Annotated in this window: 20 protein-coding genes; 8 read left to right on the plus strand and 12 right to left on the minus strand. The window is 57.4% G+C overall.

The window, feature by feature from the left end:
- Positions 1-137: 137 nt before the first annotated feature.
- From typA to fabY, 5 genes are all read left to right on the plus strand, one after another.
- The gene (gene typA, locus EDF73_RS25705; protein ID WP_132731779.1) at positions 138-1,961 is read left to right on the plus strand and encodes a ribosome-dependent GTPase TypA; all 1,824 of its coding nucleotides are present in this window, start codon (positions 138-140) and stop codon (positions 1,959-1,961) included.
- A 134-nt stretch (positions 1,962-2,095) separates the two neighbouring features.
- Positions 2,096-2,686 carry a glucose-1-phosphatase gene (gene yihX / locus EDF73_RS25710; RefSeq protein ID WP_132731780.1) on the plus strand — a complete coding sequence of 197 codons (591 nt, stop codon included), beginning with the start codon at positions 2,096-2,098 and terminating at the stop codon, positions 2,684-2,686.
- Positions 2,687-2,688: 2 nt separating this feature from the next.
- Complete coding sequence (locus EDF73_RS25715) at positions 2,689-3,549, plus strand: virulence factor BrkB family protein (RefSeq protein ID WP_132731781.1); 861 nt, start codon at positions 2,689-2,691, stop codon at positions 3,547-3,549.
- Positions 3,546-3,983, plus strand: a complete 438-nt coding sequence (gene dtd / locus EDF73_RS25720) for a D-aminoacyl-tRNA deacylase (RefSeq protein WP_132731782.1) — start codon at positions 3,546-3,548, stop codon at positions 3,981-3,983. The genes EDF73_RS25715 and dtd overlap by 4 nt, the downstream gene beginning before the upstream one ends.
- A gap of 44 nt (positions 3,984-4,027) precedes the next feature.
- Complete coding sequence (fabY, locus tag EDF73_RS25725; protein WP_165905795.1) at positions 4,028-4,969, plus strand: fatty acid biosynthesis protein FabY; 942 nt, start codon at positions 4,028-4,030, stop codon at positions 4,967-4,969.
- Between the two features lie 15 nt (positions 4,970-4,984).
- Here fabY and EDF73_RS25730 read toward each other — a convergent pair whose 3' ends face one another.
- From EDF73_RS25730 to fdnG, 5 genes are all read right to left on the minus strand, one after another.
- On the minus strand, positions 4,985-5,908 hold the full coding sequence (locus EDF73_RS25730; protein WP_132731784.1) for an alpha/beta hydrolase: 924 nt from the start codon (positions 5,906-5,908) through the stop codon (positions 4,985-4,987).
- Between the two features lie 186 nt (positions 5,909-6,094).
- A complete protein-coding gene (gene fdhE / locus EDF73_RS25735; protein WP_132731785.1) occupies positions 6,095-7,024 on the minus strand; it encodes a formate dehydrogenase accessory protein FdhE in 930 nt (309 codons plus the stop codon).
- Positions 7,021-7,656, minus strand: a complete 636-nt coding sequence (fdoI, locus tag EDF73_RS25740; RefSeq protein WP_132731786.1) for a formate dehydrogenase cytochrome b556 subunit — start codon at positions 7,654-7,656, stop codon at positions 7,021-7,023. The genes fdhE and fdoI overlap by 4 nt, the downstream gene beginning before the upstream one ends.
- The gene (fdxH, locus tag EDF73_RS25745) at positions 7,653-8,555 is read right to left on the minus strand and encodes a formate dehydrogenase subunit beta (RefSeq protein ID WP_132731787.1); all 903 of its coding nucleotides are present in this window, start codon (positions 8,553-8,555) and stop codon (positions 7,653-7,655) included. Before fdxH ends, fdoI begins: the two co-directional genes overlap by 4 nt.
- Positions 8,556-8,567: 12 nt before the next feature.
- Positions 8,568-11,618: a formate dehydrogenase-N subunit alpha gene (fdnG, locus tag EDF73_RS25750; protein ID WP_132731788.1), complete on the minus strand. Its 3,051-nt coding sequence runs from the start codon at positions 11,616-11,618 to the stop codon at positions 8,568-8,570.
- A gap of 156 nt (positions 11,619-11,774) precedes the next feature.
- Here fdnG and fdhD point away from each other — a divergent pair, with 156 nt between their 5' ends.
- Positions 11,775-12,611 (plus strand): formate dehydrogenase accessory sulfurtransferase FdhD, encoded by an 837-nt coding sequence (gene fdhD / locus EDF73_RS25755; protein WP_132731789.1) that lies wholly within the window; start codon positions 11,775-11,777, stop codon positions 12,609-12,611.
- Positions 12,612-12,739: 128 nt separating this feature from the next.
- The gene (locus tag EDF73_RS25760) at positions 12,740-12,952 is read left to right on the plus strand and encodes a YdgH/BhsA/McbA-like domain containing protein (RefSeq protein WP_132731790.1); all 213 of its coding nucleotides are present in this window, start codon (positions 12,740-12,742) and stop codon (positions 12,950-12,952) included.
- 54 nt (positions 12,953-13,006) lie between these two features.
- Here EDF73_RS25760 and EDF73_RS25765 read toward each other — a convergent pair whose 3' ends face one another.
- Complete coding sequence (locus EDF73_RS25765; protein ID WP_132731791.1) at positions 13,007-13,330, minus strand: AzlD domain-containing protein; 324 nt, start codon at positions 13,328-13,330, stop codon at positions 13,007-13,009.
- Positions 13,330-13,989 (minus strand): AzlC family ABC transporter permease, encoded by a 660-nt coding sequence (locus EDF73_RS25770; RefSeq protein ID WP_132731792.1) that lies wholly within the window; start codon positions 13,987-13,989, stop codon positions 13,330-13,332. Before EDF73_RS25770 ends, EDF73_RS25765 begins: the two co-directional genes overlap by 1 nt.
- A gap of 100 nt (positions 13,990-14,089) precedes the next feature.
- Between EDF73_RS25770 and EDF73_RS25775 the strand changes: the two genes are divergently transcribed.
- Complete coding sequence (locus tag EDF73_RS25775) at positions 14,090-14,638, plus strand: helix-turn-helix domain-containing protein (RefSeq protein WP_132731793.1); 549 nt, start codon at positions 14,090-14,092, stop codon at positions 14,636-14,638.
- A gap of 127 nt (positions 14,639-14,765) precedes the next feature.
- On the opposite strand, the gene rhaM is transcribed toward EDF73_RS25775, so the two are convergent.
- From rhaM to EDF73_RS25800, 5 genes are all read right to left on the minus strand, one after another.
- Positions 14,766-15,080, minus strand: a complete 315-nt coding sequence (gene rhaM, locus EDF73_RS25780; protein ID WP_132731794.1) for an L-rhamnose mutarotase — start codon at positions 15,078-15,080, stop codon at positions 14,766-14,768.
- Positions 15,077-16,225: a lactaldehyde reductase gene (fucO, locus tag EDF73_RS25785; RefSeq protein ID WP_132731795.1), complete on the minus strand. Its 1,149-nt coding sequence runs from the start codon at positions 16,223-16,225 to the stop codon at positions 15,077-15,079. Before fucO ends, rhaM begins: the two co-directional genes overlap by 4 nt.
- Positions 16,226-16,308: 83 nt before the next feature.
- Complete coding sequence (locus EDF73_RS25790; RefSeq protein ID WP_132731796.1) at positions 16,309-17,313, minus strand: ABC transporter permease; 1,005 nt, start codon at positions 17,311-17,313, stop codon at positions 16,309-16,311.
- On the minus strand, positions 17,310-18,314 hold the full coding sequence (locus tag EDF73_RS25795; RefSeq protein ID WP_132731797.1) for an ABC transporter permease: 1,005 nt from the start codon (positions 18,312-18,314) through the stop codon (positions 17,310-17,312). Before EDF73_RS25795 ends, EDF73_RS25790 begins: the two co-directional genes overlap by 4 nt.
- Positions 18,314-19,825, minus strand: coding sequence for a sugar ABC transporter ATP-binding protein (locus tag EDF73_RS25800; protein ID WP_132731798.1), 1,512 nt, complete (start codon positions 19,823-19,825; stop codon positions 18,314-18,316). Before EDF73_RS25800 ends, EDF73_RS25795 begins: the two co-directional genes overlap by 1 nt.
- Positions 19,826-19,845 lie beyond the last annotated feature (20 nt).

A 19,845-nucleotide genomic window follows, 5' to 3' on the forward strand; every position in this document is an offset into this window, starting at 1 on the left:
GCCCTTTTATCGCTCCGTGAAAGCGATCACAAAGAAACTCTGCAATACTTGTTTGCGGAGGATGTTTGTGATCCTGTTCAGTCCTTCGCTTATTACGTGTACAATAACGCGCTATTTCTAATGCCTGAGGCAAAGTTGTGATCGAAAATCTGCGTAACATCGCCATCATCGCGCACGTTGACCATGGTAAAACTACCCTGGTTGACAAGCTGCTCCAGCAATCCGGTACGTTCGATGCACGTGCCGAAACACAAGAGCGTGTGATGGACTCCAACGATTTGGAGAAAGAGCGTGGGATTACCATCCTCGCGAAAAACACCGCAATCAAATGGAATGATTACCGTATCAACATCGTTGATACTCCCGGGCACGCCGACTTCGGAGGTGAAGTTGAGCGTGTTATGTCCATGGTTGATTCTGTGCTGCTGGTGGTTGATGCCTTTGACGGTCCGATGCCGCAAACGCGCTTCGTCACCAAGAAAGCCTTTGCCCACGGCCTGAAGCCGATCGTGGTCATCAACAAGGTTGACCGTCCGGGCGCGCGCCCTGACTGGGTTGTCGATCAGGTCTTCGACCTGTTCGTTAACCTCGACGCTACTGATGAGCAGCTGGACTTCCCGATCGTTTATGCGTCTGCGCTGAACGGTATCGCGGGTCTGGACCACGAAGATATGGCGGAAGACATGACTCCGCTGTATCAGGCGATCGTTGACCACGTTCCGGCACCGAACGTCGATCTGGATGGCACTCTGCAGATGCAGATCTCCCAGCTGGACTACAACAACTATGTTGGTGTTATCGGTATCGGCCGCATTAAACGCGGTAAAGTGAAGCCGAACCAGCAGGTCACCATCATCGACAGCGAAGGCAAAACCCGTAACGGTAAAGTCGGTAAAGTGCTGACCCACCTGGGTCTGGAACGTATCGACAGCGACATCGCCGAAGCGGGCGATATCATTGCGATCACCGGCCTGGGCGAGCTGAACATCTCCGACACCATCTGCGACCCGCAGAATGTTGAAGCGCTGCCGGCACTGTCCGTTGATGAGCCGACCGTGACCATGTTCTTCAACGTCAACACCTCTCCGTTCTGCGGTAAAGAAGGGAAGTATGTGACCTCTCGTCAGATTCTCGACCGTCTGAACAAAGAGCTGGTCCACAACGTGGCGCTGCGTGTTGAAGAAACTCCGGATGCGGACGCATTCCGCGTTTCCGGTCGTGGTGAGCTGCACCTGTCTGTTCTGATCGAAAACATGCGTCGTGAAGGTTTCGAAATGGCGGTTTCCCGTCCGAAAGTTATCTTCCGCGAAATCGACGGCCGCAAACAAGAGCCGTTCGAGAACGTAACGCTGGACGTTGAAGAGCAGCATCAGGGTTCTGTCATGCAGGCCCTGGGTGAGCGTAAAGGCGACCTGAAAAACATGAATCCAGACGGCAAAGGCCGCGTACGTCTCGACTACGTGATCCCAAGCCGTGGTCTGATCGGCTTCCGTTCTGAATTCATGACCATGACTTCCGGTACCGGTCTGCTGTATTCCACCTTCAGCCATTACGACGATGTTCGTCCGGGTGACGTTGGTCAGCGTAACAACGGCGTACTGATCTCCAACGGTCAGGGCAAAGCGGTGGCCTTCGCCCTGTTCAGCCTGCAGGACCGCGGTAAGCTGTTCCTGGGACACGGTGCAGAAGTTTACGAAGGCCAGATCATCGGTATTCACAGTCGTTCTAACGACCTGACTGTCAACTGCCTGACCGGTAAGAAACTGACCAACATGCGTGCGTCCGGTACTGACGAAGCAACGGTTCTGGTTCCGCCGATCAAGATGACCCTGGAGCAAGCTCTGGAGTTCATCGATGACGACGAACTGGTAGAAGTGACCCCGCTTTCTATCCGTATCCGTAAACGTCACCTGACCGAGAACGATCGTAAACGCGCGATGCGCGGCGCGAAAGAAGACTAATTCTCGCTGCTTGTTGATGCCTGAACCCCGCCTCGATGGCGGGGTTTCTTTTTTTGGCGCAAAGCGCTCACCTCATAGTCAAACCCCTCCTTTCCCGCTACAGTTAATCTTCCACGGTGCGCAAGGAGACACAAATGCTCTATATCTTTGATTTAGGTAATGTGATTGTCGACATCGACTTCAACCGGGTGCTGGGGACATGGAGCGATTTCAGCCGCATCCCGCTCGCAACGCTGAAGCAGGATTTCACGATGGGCGAAGCGTTCCATCAGCACGAACGCGGTGAAATCAGCGATGAGGCCTTTGCCGAAGCGATGTGCCATGAAATGAATATGCCGCTGAGCTATGAGCAGTTTTCCCACGGCTGGCAGGCTGTTTTTGTTGCGCTGCGCCCGGAAGTCATCACCATCATGCAGACATTGCGCGAGCAGGGGCATCGCGTCGTGGTCCTGTCGAATACGAACCGTCTGCATACCACTTTCTGGCCGGATGAATACCCGCAGGTACGTGCCGCTGCCGATCGAATCTATCTTTCCCAGGAGATGGGAATGCGTAAACCCGAGCTGCGGATCTATCAAAGCGTCCTGCAGTCGGAAGGTTTTTCGCCGGCGGACACGGTCTTTTTTGACGATAACGCCGATAATATCGCGGGTGCTAACCAGCTGGGGATTACCAGTATTCTGGTGACCGGGAAGGAGACCATCCCTGACTACTTTGCGAAATAACTATGCTAAAAACCGTTCATCAAAAAGCAAAGCACTGGATCAGGCCCCTCCTGGCCTGGCTAAAACTGCTCTGGCGGCGTATTGATGAAGACAATATGACGACGCTGGCGGGAAACCTCGCCTACGTGTCGTTACTCTCCCTGGTGCCGCTGATCGCCGTGATTTTTGCGCTTTTCTCGGCATTTCCGATGTTTTCCGAGGTTAGTGCCCAGATTCGCCACTTCATCTTTGCTAATTTCATCCCGGCGACGGGGGATGTCATTCAGGGCTACATCGAACAGTTTGTCGCTAACTCCAGCCGGATGACGGCGGTGGGCGCCTTTGGGTTGATTGTGACCTCGCTGCTGCTGATGTATTCGATCGATAGCGCGCTGAATACCATCTGGCGCAGCGCGCGAACCCGGCCGAAAATTTACTCTTTTGCCGTGTACTGGATGATTCTGACGCTGGGGCCGCTGCTGGCGGGGGCAAGCCTGGCCATCAGCTCCTATCTGCTGTCACTACGCTGGGCCAGCGATCTGAACAGCGTGATTGATGACGTGCTGCGTATTTTCCCGCTGATTTTATCGTGGGCGGCGTTCTGGCTGCTGTACAGCATTGTGCCGACGACGCAGGTGGCAAATCGTGATGCGCTGGTGGGATCGCTGGTGGCGGCGCTGCTCTTTGAGGCGGGTAAAAAAGCGTTTGCCTTATATATCACCGCTTTCCCGTCGTATCAGCTGATTTACGGCGTGATAGCCGTGGTGCCTATTTTGTTTGTCTGGGTGTACTGGACGTGGTGTATCGTCTTGCTTGGGGCAGAAATTACTGTCACTCTCGAGGAATACCGCAAACTTAAAAAAGAAGAAACACAACAACTATGATTGCATTAATTCAACGCGTATCCCGTGCAAGCGTTACCGTGGAGGACGAAGTGACGGGTGAAATCGGCCCGGGGCTTCTGGTGTTACTGGGCGTTGAGAAAGACGATGATGAGCAAAAAGCGAATCGCCTGTGCGAGCGCGTGCTTGGCTATCGTATTTTCAGCGATACGGAAGGCAAAATGAACCTGAATGTTCAGCAGGCCGGCGGCAGCGTACTGGTGGTTTCACAGTTCACGCTGGCGGCGGATACTGAACGTGGCATGCGTCCGGGCTTTTCCAAAGGCGCAGCCCCTGACAAAGCGGAAGCGCTGTATGAATATTTCGTTACGCGCTGCCGCCAGCAGGAGATGAATACACAGACCGGGAGATTCGCTGCGGATATGCAGGTCTCGCTGGTTAATGATGGTCCTGTGACCTTTTGGTTGCAGGTATGAGCCAGCTTCCGGGCCGGCTGCGGGTAACAAAAGAGAGTACAGCTATGTATCACCTTCGTGTACCGCAAACAGAAGACGAACTAGAGAGCTACTATCAGTTCCGCTGGGAGATGCTGCGTAAGCCTCTGCATCAGCCTAAAGGGTCGGAGCGCGACGCCTGGGATGCGATGGCGCATCATCAGATGGTGGTCGATGAAGAGGGGAATCTGGTTGCCGTCGGGCGGTTGTATATCAACGCTGAGAATGAAGCCTCCATACGTTTTATGGCCGTACACCCTTCGGTGCAGGATAAAGGCCTTGGGACGCTGATGGCGATGACGCTGGAGTCCGTCGCCCGTCAGGAAGGGGTTAAGCGTGTGACCTGTAGCGCTCGCGAAGACGCGATGGATTTTTTTGCCAAGCTTGGTTTTGTTAACCAGGGCGAGATTACCACACCGACCACCACGCCGATTCGCCACTTCCTGATGATTAAACCGATCGCCTCGCTGGACGATATTCTGCATCGCGGCGACTGGTGCGGGCAGCTACAGCAGGCCTGGTATCAGCACATTCCGCTCAGCGAAAAAATGGGCGTGCGCATTCAGCAGTACACCGGCAAAAATTTCATCACCACCATGCCTGAAGCCGGCAATCAGAATCCGCACCATACTCTGTTCGCCGGGAGTCTGTTTTCACTGGCGACGCTGACCGGCTGGGGGCTGATCTGGTTGATGCTGCGCGAGCGGCATTTAGGCGGCACGATTATCCTCGCCGATGCCCATATTCGCTATAGTCAGCCGATCAGCGGGCGCCCAAGCGCGGTTGCCGATCTGGGCTCGTTAAGCGGCGATCTCGATCGCCTGGCTCGCGGGCGCAAAGCGCGCGTGCAGCTGCAGGTCGAGCTGTTTGGCGATGAGAATCTGGGCGCCATTTTTGAAGGCATTTACATCGTCCTGCCGGCGAAGCCGTTTGGCTCGTATGAAGAGGGCGGTAACGAAGAAGAGTAACGCCCGCCCCTCATCTCATGAGGGCTGGCCTGGCGAGCGGACTCGCCAGGCGATATCCCGCATGGCATCGCGCGCCGCCTGGCTGACGCCTGCCAGCTGAAAGAAACCGTGAATCACTCCGAGGTAGCGCTGGCAGGTACAGGCCACATTTTGCTCCGTCATCCGCTGGTACAGCGTTTCACCCTCATCACGCAGCGGGTCGTATTCGGCGGTCAGAATATGCACGGGCGGCAGACCGCTGAAGTCGTCACGCCATAGCGGGCTGGCCTCAGGGTGCGAAAATGCCGTGGAAGGCAGATACATTTCGTAGCCGCTCAGCAGCGTATCCCGGGTGATGATGTAATCGTTGCCGTTGCTGACGTAGCTGGCCGAACCGGCGGTCGCATCGAGCATGGGGTAAATCAGAATCAGCTGTGCGGGCTGCCAGCCCTGCGCGGCTTTCAGCCGTAGTGCGGTGATGAGGGCCAGATGCCCGCCCGCGCTGTCGCCGGCGAGCGTGACACGCGCTATGTCGATCCCAAGCCGCCCGGCATAGCGGTGGATAATCAAGGCCCCTTTTTCCGCATCATCATGCGCGGCGGGAAAGGTCTCTTCGGGAGCCAATCTGTACTGCACGGCAATCACCCGGCAGCCGCTGCTATACGCCAGTTGCCGAAGCTGCCGATCGTGGGTGGCGAACCCACCGCTGACAAAACAACCGCCGTGATAGTAGATGACGGCTGGCAGCACGCCCTCGGCATTGAGCGGCGATACCACGCGAAAAGTCATGTCTTCGAGCGTGATGTCCTCTACCTGAACGCGGCTTTCAGCCTCTCCGGCCAGCACCGTACTGGCCACATAGCCTGCTCTCCGGTCATCAATATTCTGTTCTCGCGAAGAGGGACGTCCCGCGGCAATAAACTCGTCAACCAGTTGGCTAATGCCTTTTTCCAGTGCCATCTGTCACTCCTTTTTTCTGTATGGATATACAGCCTTATAACCTGGTTGTTAGCAAAAGAAAATCGGGAACGCTGGCGACAGAGAGAGATAGGGTGAGAAAGGGCCACATCGACTCTCCTGTGGCCTTTGCGTGCGAGGCGTTGCGGTATGCCGGGTAACCTGCGTCACCCGGCAATACGGGAGGGCTTACTCTCCTTCACCCGGGAACATAAACGGGTTGATGGAGCTTCTGGCAAAGCCTTCCTGCTCCATGTGGGCGTCCAGCACCAGCGAGGCGAGATCGTCGGCGACGGCCTCCACTTTCGGGTCCTTTTCCTGATACAGGATCTTCAGGTAAGTCCCGCAGTCGCCGCAGCTTTCGGCCTTAACCGCCGCCTGTTCATTATCCAGCGACCAGTAATGCAAATCGCGGCTCTGCTCGCAGTTGCTGCACTTCACGCGCACCACGTGCCATTCGGTTTCGCACAGGTTGCAGTGCAGATAGCGCAAACCCTGCGTGGTGCCAATTTGCACCATGCTGGATACCGGCATCGAACCGCAAACCGGGCAAAACTGGCGCTGTTCGCCGTACTCGGCACGCGCTTTGCCTGGGATCAGGCTCGCCATCTGCGCCCAGTACAGCGATAGAGCGGCCCAGATAAACGGCGCCTTATCGCTACTGACCGAGGCAAAGTCGGAGACGAAAAGGGCGCTGGCCATCAGCTCCAGCTCTTGTTCCGAAGCCTTTTCCAGGTTTTCGATGACCGCCAGCGCCGGGCCGCTCATCTCTGGCTTCAGCTCGGCGATGAGCGAATGCAGCAGCTTATGCCAGTGCTTATCGCGCGGCAGTACGTGAATATCCAGCGGCGGCTTGCCCCGTTCGTTCGCCTCTTTGAGGCGCGCGGTCAGGTCCATCTGTAGCGGATGGTCGTAGAGCACCACTTCCTGGGCGTGAGCAATCAGCGCGGCAAAGCGCAGATAATCGCCCAGCGGGTTGCTCTCCGCCAGTTCGCGCAGACGTTCCGCGCGGCGGTTATAAAGATTTTTCAGCCTGGGGAACAGTAACGGCGGAATGTATTCCGCCGTGCGTTTCTCGCTCGAACCCAGCTCATCTTGCGGGATTATGCGAATACTCATTCAGTCTTGTTTTCCTGTTTCTGGCGAACCTCACGGTACCAGCGGGGGTGATGTTTCTTCGCCCATGTTTTGGTAACCCAGCCTTCCACCATCGCGGTAATGGTGCCTTTCACCCACAGGGCGGCGTAAATATGCACCATGATAACCACAATTAAGGCGACCGCGGCAAATGAATGCAGCATGAGCGCCAATCGGATTACCGGGATTGAGAACGCAGGCGCAAAATACGGACGCCAGATAATCACCCCGCTCACCAGCAGCAGAACCAGCAAAATAATCGCCGCCCAGAATACGCATTTCTGGCCGAAGTTATAGCGCCCGGTGTCACCTACCTCCTCGTTGACGACGATCTTACGAATATTCTTCGCCCAAAAGATATCATCCCGATTGATTAGGTTGTGGTGCCAGTAGCGGAAAAACATGATGATGAAGGAAGCAAACATGATCACGCCAACAAACGGGTGCAGTATTCGCGCCAGCTGCGGTGTCCCCATGATGTGCATCAGCCAGTTGAAGGACGGGAAAAAGAATCCCAGCCCGCTGATTGCCGCCAGCACGAAGCAGAAGGCGGTCACCCAGTGGTTGATGCGTTCCGGCGCCGTGTAGCGCACGATGGTGTCACGTCTTTTCATTTGCGCACCTCGTCATTCTCTTCATGCAGGTTATCTTCTTCCTCGTCTGCGCGGTTCGGACCGACGCCGACATAGTGGAAGATACTGGCGGCGAAGGTGGCGGCAAAACCGACCGCCGCGAGCGGTTTCCAGATGCCTTTCCAGAACTTCACGGTGGCGCTGATTTCCGGGTTTTCCGGCAGACCGTGATACAGATTCGGCTTGTCGGCGTGGTGCAGCACGTACATCACGTGCGTACCGCCGACGCCGGCCGGATCGTACAGGCCCGCGTTATCATACCCGCGGGTTTTCAGTTCGGCGACGCGCTCGCCGGCCAGCACTTTCATATCCTCTTTGGAGCCAAAGTGGATAGCGCCGGTCGGGCAGGTTTTCACACACGCCGGCTCCTGGCCGACGGAAACACGGTCTACGCACAGCGTACATTTGTAGACGCGGTTGTCTTCCGGGTTGAGTCGCGGCACGTCGAACGGACAGCCGGCGATGCAGTAGCCGCAGCCGATGCACTGCTCGGACTGGAAGTCGACAATACCGTTGGCATACTGAATGATCGCGCCTTCCGAGGGACACGCCTTCAGGCAGCCCGGATCGGCGCAGTGCATACAGCCATCCTTACGGATCAGCCACTCCAGTTTGTCGTTCTGCTCCACTTCCGAGAAACGCATCACCGTCCACGATTTGGCGGTTAGATCCGCCGGGTTATCGTACACCCCGACGTTGTGACCGACTTCATCACGGATGTCATTCCATTCTGAACAAGCGACCTGACAGGCCTTACAGCCGATACAGGTGGTCACGTCGATAAGCTTCGCGACTTCCTGCTGGTGGTCCCGCGCCTGCGGCGCGGGAGTGAAACCGTTAGTCGCGGAACGACGAATGATGTCTTGCGATTGATAAGCCATAAGTCGTCTCCGTTACACCTTTTCCACGTTCACGAGGAAGGCTTTAAACTCCGGCGTTTGCGTGTTCGCATCGCCGACGAACGGCGTCAGCGTGTTGGCGATAAAGCCTTTCTTCGCCACCCCTTCATAGCCCCAGTGGATAGGAATACCGATAGTATCGATATCCTTGCCGTCCACTTTCAGCGTGCGAATGCGCTTGGTCACCACCGCCTTGGCTTTGATATAGCCGCGGTTGGAGGAGACTTTGACGGTATCGCCATGGCCGATACCAAGCTTGTTCGCCAGCTTCTCGCCGATTTCCACGAACTGTTCCGGCTGCGCGATCGCGTTGAGCAACGCGTGCTTGGTCCAGTAGTGGAAGTGCTCGGTGAGACGATAGGTGGTACCGACGTACGGGAACCTATCCGCTTTCCCCATCTGTTCCAGGTCGCCGCTGAAGACGCGGGCGGCCGGGTTGGAGACGACATTCGGGTGCAGCGGGTTGGTACCCAGCGGCGTTTCGAACGGCTCGTAGTGTTCCGGGAACGGCCCCTCCGCCATCTTATCGAGGGCGAACAGGCGGCCCATCCCTTCAGGCTGCATGATAAACGGCCCGACATCGCTGCCCGGCGCTGCCGCGCTGTAGTCCGGAATATCCATACCGGCCCATTTGGCGCCATCCCATTTCAGAATCTGACGTTTCGGATCCCACGGTTTACCCTGCGGGTCCGCGGAGGCGCGGTTATACAGGATGCGGCGGTTGAGCGGCCACGCCCAGGCCCAGCCCAGCGTATTACCCAGTCCTGACGGGTCGGCGTTATCGCGGCGGGCCATCTGGTTGCCTTCCGGCGTCCAGCTCCCGGCGAAGATCCAGCAGCCGCTGGAGGTGGTGCCGTCATCGCGCAGCTGCGCAAAAGAGCTGAGCTGCTGGCCTTTCTTCACCACCACCGCGCCGGTGACCGGGTCGGTCAGGTCCGCCAGCGCCTTACCGTTGCTCTCCATCGCCACTTCTTCCGAAGCCGGTTCGTGCGGCGTGGAGTAGTCCCACGTCATATTCAACACCGGTTCTGGCGTCGGGCCGCCTTCTTCGGCGTACATTTTCCGCAGGCGTAAGAAGATACCGGCCAGAATTTCACCATCGGTGGTCGCAATCCCCGGGGCGTCCGCGCCTTTCCAGTGCCACTGCAGCCAACGCCCGGAGTTGACGATAGAACCGTTCTCTTCGGCGAAGCAGGTGGAGGGCAGGCGGAAGACTTCGGTCTGGATTTTCGCCGGGTCAACATCGTTCGACTCACCGTGGTTTTGCCAGAAGGTAGAGGTTTCGGTGTTGAGCGGATCGATGGTCACCAGAAACTTCAGTTTCGACAGCGACTCGACGACCTTGTTTTTATTCGGGAACGATGCGACCGGGTTAAAGCCCTGGCACAGATAGCCGTTCACTTTGCCCTGGTGCATCATGTCGAAGTACTGCAGCACGTCGTAACTCTTATCCCACTTCGGCAGCCAGTCGAAGCCCCAGCTGTTCTCAGCCGTCGCTTTATCGCCAAAGAAGGCCTTCATCATCGAGACGAAGAATTTCGGATAGTTGCCCCAGTAGTTCACCTGATCTTTCAGCAGCGGTTTCGGCGTGTTGGCGGTCAGGTAGGTTTGCAGGTCGGCCTGTTTTTCGCCTGGCAGGTTCATATAACCCGGCAGGCTGGTGGAGAGCAGTCCCAGGTCGGTCAGCCCCTGAATATTAGAGTGACCGCGCAGGGCGTTCACGCCGCCGCCGGCCATCCCCATATTGCCGAGCAGCAGCTGAATCATCGCCATTGTACGGATGTTCTGCGCCCCGATAGAGTGCTGCGTCCAGCCGAGAGCGTAGAGGAATGACGCGGTTTTATCCGGCGCGCTGGTTTCGGCGATGTACTCGCAGACTTTCAGGAAGTCGGCCTTTGGCGTACCGCAGATATTTTCCACGACGTCCGGGGTATAGCGGGAAACGTGCTGTTTCAGCAGGTTCCATACGCAGCGCGGATGTTGCAGAGAGGTATCGCGTTTGGCGAAGCCGTTTTCATCCAGCTCATAGTTCCAGCTGGTCTTATCGTAGCTGCGTTTTTCCGCGTTATAGCCGCTGAACAGGCCATCGTCGAAGCTGTAATCCTCACGCACGATCAGGCTGGCGTTGGTATAGGCTTCGGTGTACTCGCGGTTGAATTTTTCGTTATTCAACAGGTACAGGATAACGCCTGACAGGAAGGTAATGTCAGTCCCGGAACGAATCGGGGTATAGAAGTCGGCTACCGACGCGGTACGCGTAAAGCGTGGGTCGATAACAATCAGCTTCGCGCCGTTGTGAATTTTGGCTTCCATCGCCCAGCGGAACCCTACCGGGTGCGCTTCAGCGGCATTACCGCCCATTACCACGATCAGGTTGGCGTTTTTAATGTCAACCCAGTGGTTGGTCATCGCACCGCGACCAAATGTTGGAGCAAGACTTGCTACCGTTGGTCCGTGTCAGACGCGCGCCTGGTTGTCGACCGCGAGCATACCGAGCGCGCGGGTGAATTTCTGCGTTAAATAGCCGGTTTCGTTACTTGATGCGGAGGCGCACAGCATCCCGGTGGTCAACCAGCGGTTGACGGTGGTGCCGGCGTCGTTTTGCGCAATAAAGTTGGCATCGCGGTCTTCTTTCATCAGCTTCGCGATGCGATCGAACGCTTCATCCCAGCTGATTTGCTGCCATTTGTCGGAGCCTGGCGCGCGATATTCCGGGAATTTCAGGCGGCTTTCGGAATGGATAAAGTCTACCAGTCCCGCCCCTTTCGGGCAGAGCGCACCACGGTTGACCGGATGGTCCGGGTCACCTTCGATATGAAAAATGGATGCTTTGGCGTTTTTTGCACCGTCACCGAGGCTATACATTAACAGCCCACAACCGACAGAACAGTACGTACAGGTGTTACGGGTTTCACGGGTACGCAGCAGCTTATATTGCCGGGTTTCCGCGAGCGCAGCGCCTGGGGCAAAACCCAGCGCTGCAGCCGTTGTGCCTGCCATACCGCCAGCGCAGATCTTAAAGAACTGCCTTCTGCTGACCTGCATGGTTCACTCCTTGTATCGACATTGTCACATGTAGTTATTTACTTTGCGGTAAGGGTCGCAAAGGTTCAGAATTGGGGGTGATCACTCTTTTACTTGAAGGGGTATGTAAAGAATACCACATTGTGTGTATGCCTGTTCCAATACGGTTAAGACAAAGTGAATAAGAACCCTCATCAACAAGTTGGAAATGTGACGAATATCACAGGTTACCGTCAGGTCACGCTCTGGAAGCGCGAGAATTTGCAACATCCTCAGTCTGACGAGTTAGCGGAGGAGGTTCCCGTTGCGCTGGTCTATAACGGCATCTCACACGTCGTGATGATGGCCTCTCCCAGCGATCTTGAACGGTTTGCCGTGGGGTTTTCGTTATCCGAAGGGATTATCGAAAACCGACGAGAGATCTACGGGATGGAGGTGGTGCAGGCATGCAACGGTCTGGAAGTGCAGATTGAGCTCTCCAGCCGCCGTTTTATGGGGCTTAAAGAGCGTCGGCGCGCGCTGGCCGGGCGAACGGGCTGCGGTGTATGCGGCGTTGAGCAGTTAAATGATATCGGCAGGCCGGTGAAACCATTACCTTTTACACAAACCTTCAACCTGGCGCATCTCGATCGCGCGCTGGAGCATCTGAATGATGTTCAGCCGATCGGTCGGGTGACCGGATGTACTCATGCGGCGGCGTGGCTGCGTCCGTCCGGTGAGCTGACGGGCGGGCATGAAGATGTCGGTCGTCACGTGGCGCTGGATAAACTGCTTGGCCGGCGTGTGGAGGAGGGGGACGACTGGCAGCACGGGGCGGCGTTAGTCTCCAGCCGTGCCAGCTACGAGATGGTGCAGAAGGCGGCGATGTGCGGCGTCGAGATTCTGTTTGCCGTTTCCGCCGCCACCGCTCTGGCGGTAGAAGTGGCGGAACGTTGTAACCTGACGCTGGTGGGTTTTTGCAAGCCAGGCAGGGCAACGATTTACACCCATCCGCAGCGGTTAATCGCGGCTTAAATTTAAGTCAGTTTTTTTGAATGATGACAACAAATCCTTCTGCTTTTTGTTCGGCGATGTGAGGGCTATTATTTATCACATCAAGGCACAGCGCCTTATCCAAACAACTAACGTAAAGGGTTTATCTCATGAAAAGCATCAAAACTTTTGTCGCAGTTATCGCTCTGGCCGCTTCTTTTGGCTCCTTCGCTGCGCAGTCTGTCAGCGCTAGCGCGTCGACAATGGACGGTGCAGAAGCGAAAATCGCCGCCCAGGCTCAGGCCGCAGGTGCATCGTCTTACACCATCACCGAAGCCTTCACCGGTAACCGTGTACATATGACGGCAGAACTGAACAAATAAGCGTATTCCAGAGGGAGTATTGCTCCAGTCGAAAGAGCGCCTACGGGCGCTTTTTTAGTGAATACCCGCCAGACGCAGCAGCGCTGTGGCTACGGCCGCCGCGATAATCACCACGATCAGCGGCATCTTACGCCAGGCGAGAAAAACGGCGCAGCCGACCCCCAGCACCCGTGCCATGCCGGCAAAATGTTCACCCTCATAAAAGGTGGTGGCCAGGGCGACCGAAAACAGCAATACCGTTGCGGCGTCAGACAGTAGCGCCTGAGAACGTTCAGAGAGCGCTAAGCGATTGCCGAGTTTCGCCCCGCCGAGACGCATCAAATAGGTCCCTCCCGATAGAATCGCCATGCCGACGATCAACAGCGTGATGTGAGCCATTATTTTTTCCTCGTCATTAAGCCCAGCAGAGAGAGCAGTACCGGCAAGCCTGGCGGGGCAAAAGGCACCGCGGCGAGAGATAACGCGGCACCGCTACAGGCCCGGATCAGGGTCGTGCGGTTTTTAAACGCCGGTACCACCAGGGCCAGCAGAATGGCGGGGAACACCGCATCCAGGCCGATGGTTTCCGGGGCGGGCAACAGTTTGCCGACCATGGCGCCGAGTAGCGCTCCCGCGGGCCATAAAATCGCCACGCCCAGCCCGCACAGCCAGTAGGCGGCTTTACGCTGCTCCGGCGTTTTTTGTGATAAGCCGAACACCACGCTTTCATCATTCATAATGTGGCAGCCCAACAGGCTGGCGCCGCGCTTGCCGACCAGGTCGCGTACCGTGACGCCAAACGGCACATGCCGGGCGTTAACCAGTAAGCCTGCGGCAGCGGCCGCCAGCGGGTTACCGCCGCTGGCTACGATGCCGATAAACATAAATTCCGATGCGCCTGCCAGCACGGAAACAGAGAGCACGAACGGTACCCACATCGGGAAACCATAGGCCATCGCCAGCGAGCCATAGGACATGCCGACGATGCCGACCGCCAGGCATACTAAAAATATCGCTTTTAGCGTGTCTCCTTTGAGACGAGAGAAATATTGCCGCATACATTTTAGCCATATCGAACGAATTTCCATTATAATGAACGCAACACTATCGACTTTCAAGTCGAACGAATCGTTCGATATAAAAAACACGGAGCCGTGTATGACACCGCCAATCAGCCTGATTGCCAAAAGTCTGGTGCGCGAGCGTGCGAGAACCGGTCTCTCGCTGGCAGAAGTCGCGCGCCGGGCGGGGATTGCCAAATCAACGTTATCGCAGCTGGAATCCGCTAACGGCAACCCGAGCCTGGAAACCCTGTGGGCGCTCTGTGTCGCGCTCGATATTCCTTTTGCCCGGCTGCTGGAGCCGCAGACGCAAAAAACGCAGGTATTGCGTCGCGGTGAAGGAACAAAAGTGGTGGCCGAACAGGCCCACTATCAGGCCATCCTGCTGGCTACCTGCCCGCCGGGCGCCCGTCGCGATATCTATTTATTGTTGACCCAGCCTGGCGCTGACCGGGTCTCGCACCCGCATCCGCCGGGTTCGGTTGAACACATCATTATCACCCAGGGGCGGGCGCGGGTTGGCTTGACCGAAGCCCCGGAAGAGCTGGGTGAGGGGGACTACATCTGCTATCCGGCGGATCAGGAACATCTCTTCCAGGCGCTGGAGCCGGATACCCAGGCCATCCTGGTTGCCGAGCAAAACTAGCCTGCTGCCGGGATTTGGGCATGCGGTTTCCGCGGAGGGACGTGGAAGTATGTTGTCGGGCGATGGCGCAGCAAAACGACGTCCCGAAAGCCAGGGCGTCGTTTGTTCAGGCGGTAGATTGTGTGATTCAGTCGAGATAAAACACTTCTTTTAGCTCCGCGCTGAGCGGGCTGTTGTCCGGATTAGCAGGCATCACGTCGCGCATATGTCGCCACCAGCGCTGGCACACTTCGGTACCGGCGACGGCATTCCAGCGCTCTTCCGATTCAATCTCCACCGTGGCGAACAGCAGGTGGCGTGCTTTATCGAGATAAATCGCGTAATGATGCGCCCCGTGGGCCTTCAGCACGTCTTCCAGCTCCGGCCAAATCGGAGCGTGGCGGCGCTGATACTCTTCGTGCGCCTCGGGATGCACCTGCATCACAAAAGCTTTACGAATCATAATGCCTCCAGATACAGCTCACGAACTTCATCGCGGCTGGCGGCGCGTGGATTGCACGGCGCGCAGGGGTCGGCCAACGCCTTGTCCAGCCAGCCTTCGATATCGGTTTTGCTGACGCCGAGCTGGCTGAAGCCCTGCGGAATACCGACGCGTTTGCTCAGCGCGCGGATGGCGTTGATGGCCTCCATGCTGGCGGCTTCATCGCTCATGCTGCGGGTATCGACGCCCATCGCCTGCGCGACGCGGGCAAAGCGGGCGATGGCGTTCGGGCGGTTAAAGTTTTCGATGATCGGCAGCAGGATAGCGTTGCACACGCCGTGCGGCAGGTTGTGGGTTGCCCCCGGTTGGTGGGCCAGCGCGTGGACCAGGCCGAGACCGGCGCTGTTGAATGCCATTCCCGCCAGATATTGACCAAAAGCCATCTGCTCGCGGGCTTCGAGGTTATGCCCGTCGGCAACCGCTTCCGGCAGCCACAGGTTTATCAGGCGAATCGCTTCCAGCGCGTTGGCATCGGTGAGCGGGTGGGCGCCAACGGAAACGAAGGCTTCAATAGCGTGGGTCAGCGCGTCCATGCCGGTGGCGGCGGTGATTGAGGCCGGGATATCCAGCATCACGCTGGCATCGTCCACGGCAATATCCGGGATAATATTGGGGTCGATAATGACCTCCTTCACCTGGCGTTCAGAGTCGATGATCACCGCATTGCTGGTCATCTCAGCCGCCGTTCCGGCGGTGGTGTTGATCGCCACCAGCGGTACGCCGGCGTTTTTCACCTTACCGACGCCGGCGTAGGCGGTGGACGGAGCCGGGTTGGCGGTCAGGATTTTCACCGCTTTGGCGGTATCAATCGGGCTGCCGCCGCCAAAGGCGATAATAAAGTTGCAGTTTGCTTTCCGGTACGCCGTATAGCCCTTTTGCACCAGCGCTTCGGTCGGATTAGGGAAGACGTCATCAAACAGATGATAAGACATCTGCCGGGCGTCCAGCGCGGCGAACAGGCTGTCGAGCAGGCCCATTTTTACCAGATGGCCGTCGGTGACGATCAGCGCCTTGCCCCACCGTTTACCTGCGACCAGATTGACCATATCGCCAATGGCGCCCGCGCCGTGGAGGCTGATTTTGGGTAGTGCCAGCATAAAGCTCATGATAATTCTCCTTGATCTCTATTTTGTGAAATCCGTTTTCCCTCGCCCCGTTCCTCCTGGAAGAGGGCCAGGGCAGGGGGCAATTAACTCCGTCTTCGCTGCATCATCCGCCGCGTAATAATCGGCAGCGAGATCACCACGATCAGCATCGCGCCGATGATGATCGACATCACGATGCCCGGTACGTTGAGCAGGCTCAGGCCGAAGGTCACCAGACCCATCAGGAAGGCGGCGATAATCACCCCCACCATGCTGCCGGAACCGCCGAGAATATTGACGCCACCGAGAACCGCCATGGTGACCACCGCCAGCTCCCAGCCCATTGCCAGCGTTGGACGGGTGCTGCCGAGCCTGGAAGTCAGCAGTACCGCGGCCAGCCCGGCCATCAATCCGACCAGCGCGAACAGCACCAGGTTGTGGCGCTTCACGTTGATCCCGGAAAACCAGGCCCCGGTCGGGTTATTGCCGATGGCGTAGGTCCGGCGGCCGAAGTTGGTCTTGTGCAGCAGGAAGGTAAAGGCGGCGGCGAGGAGGATAAACAGCGCGAACTCGAACGACAGCGCCCCCCACACGTAGCCCTGGCCGAACCACGCGAAGCTGTCCGGATAGTGATTGAGCGCCTTGTCGCCCAGCAGGATGTAGGTCATACCGCGATACAGGCTCATGGTGCCGATGGTGATCACGATCGACGACAGGTTAAAGCGCGTCACCAGAATGCCGTTAAACAGGCCGCACAGCAGGCCGACGCCCAATCCGATGACAACCAGCAGCGACGTGTCTATCCCCGCCGCGGCGCAGAAGCCCATGACCGTTGAACTTAACGCCATCGTTGAGGCCACCGAGAGGTCGATTTCGCGGGCGATAATCAGCATCGCCATCGGCAGCACGATAATCGCTTTTTCGGTGAAGTTAAACGTGGCGTCCGACAGATTCCAGATATTGAGGAAGTAGGGCGACGCCAGGGCGTTTACCGCGAATACCGCCAGGGTGACCGCCAGCAGGAAGCCTTCCCAGCACAGCAGGCGGCTCAGCGGCGACGACGCGACCGGGGCGCTTTTCATCTCTTCAGACATCATCATTTTACTCATGATTTCACCGCCTGTTTCTGCCGGGCTAACGCCGCGTTACGCAGGATTAACCGTCCGTGGCCTCTATTGCCGCGCTCGTTAAGCAGCACCGCAATGACGATCACCGCGCCGGAAATCGCCATTTGCCAGAACGGCGAAATACCGATTACCGGCAGCGCGTTATTGATAACGCCGAGGAACAAAGCGCCGCACAGGCAGCCGAGCACCCGACCGGTACCGCCCATGGTGCTGATACCGCCGATAACGCAGGCGGCGACCACCTGCAGTTCAAAACCGTTGGCGACATCGACGTAGGCGACGGCAAAACGCGAGATCCACAGATAGCCGCAGAATCCGGCCAGCGCGCCGGAAAGGCAGAAGCTGACGAACTGCATTTTTCCGGCGTTAATTCCGGTGTAATACGCCGCCGTGGCGTTGCCGCCTGCGGTGTACAGGGCTCGCCCGGTGCGGCTATAGCGTAAGAAATAGCCGACCAGCAGCAACGCGCCGATGGCGTACCAGCTCAGCAGCGGCAGGCCCAGCAGCGAAGCGCGCGGCAGGCCGAGAAAATCGGCGCTCATCTGGTGCGAGTTAACCCAACCGCCGTCGGAGAGCAGAAAGATAATGCCGCGATAGATACTCATGGTACCGAGCGTAACCACGATGGCCGGAATACCGAGACGCCAGACCAGCAGGCCGTTGATTACCCCCATCAGCAACCCCAGTACGGTGGCCAGAATCAGCAGCGCCCATACCGGTACGCCGGGATAGTGGGCGTTGAGCAGAGCGACGATCATCCCGGTCAGCGCCAGGTTGGCGGCCATCGACAGATCGATACCTTTCGTCAGCAGCACCATCATCTGGCCAAGCGCGAGAATGATCAGAATCGAGGTGTCGTTAAACATTTCCACCAGGTTTTCCGGGGCGATAAACGACGGCGCCCGGCTGCCGATGGCGCCGATCATCAACACGATGACCGCCGCCAGCAGCGCTTCGCGGTGGTTAAGCAGTTGTCGCCACATTACGCTGCCTCCTGACCAATGCCGCTGGCGGCGCTGACGATGGTTTCCGCCGTCGCTTCACCCGCGCGGTATTCGGCAACCATCAGCCCTTCGTGCATCACGATGATGCGATCCGCCATCCCCATCACTTCCGGCAGCTCTGACGACACCATGATCACCGCCAGTCCCTGGCTGACCAGTTCGGACATAAACTGATGTACCGCCGCTTTGGAACCGATATCGATCCCCTTCGTCGGTTCATCAAGGATGATCACCTCCGGATGGGTGGCCAGCCATTTGCCGATCACCACTTTTTGCTGATTACCGCCGGAGAGGGTTTCGACCGCCTGCTGCCAGCTAAAGGCTTTAACCTGTAAGCGCGAGGCGTATTCATCGGCCAGCCGCCATTCGCGCGCGGCGTTAAGCACGCCGCGGGGGTTGAGTTTGCGCAGCTGCGGCAGGCTGATGTTCTGGGCGATCGACAGGGCAATAATCGCCCCCTGCTTCTGCCGTTCCTCCGGGACGCAGACGATACCGGCGCTGATGGCATCGGCAGGCTGACGAAAGCGCATGCTTTTGCCTTTCAGTACGATCTCGCCGGAAGAGGGATGCGAAACCCCGGACAGCGCCTGCATCAGCTCGGTACGCCCGGCGCCGACCAGGCCGTAAAAGCCGAGAATTTCCCCTTTGCGCAGGCTGAAGTTGATATGCGCGAACTCGGTGGGATGGCTGAGGTCTTTCACCTCCAGCACCGTCTCCCCGGGGGGCGAGTCGACTTTTGGGTAGGTTTGAGTGATGGCGCGACCGACCATCATCGCTACCATCCGCTCTTCGGTGATGTCGTTAATCGCGCCGGAGCTGACGTAAGCGCCGTCGCGCAGAATGGTGTAGTAGTCCGCCAGTTCGAAAATCTCGTCGAACTTATGCGAGATAAACAGAATCGCTTTCCCCTCCTGCTTCAGACGCTCAACGATTTGATAAAATTCCAGGATTTCATGCTGAGAAAGCGCGGCGGTCGGCTCATCAAGAATCACCACCTGGGCTGCAAAAGAGAGCGCCCGGGCAATGGCTACCATATGACGCTGGGCGATGCTCAGGGTTTTCAGCGTAGCGCGCGGGTCAATCTGCACCTCAAGACGGTTGAGGATCTCGCTGGCTTTACGGTGCATGGCGGGCCAGTCGAGCTTTTTCAGCAGGCCGGTATGCAGATACTGGCCGGCGAAAATATTCTCGGTGACTGAGAGCTCGTCAAACAGCACGGTTTCCTGATGAATGGCGGTGATCCCGACCTTATGCGCCGACTCCGGATTCGGTAGCTGGATTGGGATCGCTTTATAGAGAATTTCGCCCTCTTCGGGCTGATAAATGCCGGTCATCACTTTGACCAGCGTGGATTTGCCCGCGCCGTTCTCGCCAATTAAGGCGGTGACTTTGCCGGGCCAGAGATCGAGCTGTACGTTCTCAAGGGCACGTACACCAGGAAAAACCTTGGTGATGCCCTTAAGCGACAGCAGAGGAGTGGATGCCGTCATGATAATTCTCCAGTTTTTCC

The sequence above is a fragment of the Klebsiella sp. BIGb0138 genome (assembly GCF_004342285.1).
Classification (GTDB): Bacteria; Pseudomonadota; Gammaproteobacteria; order Enterobacterales; family Enterobacteriaceae; genus Klebsiella.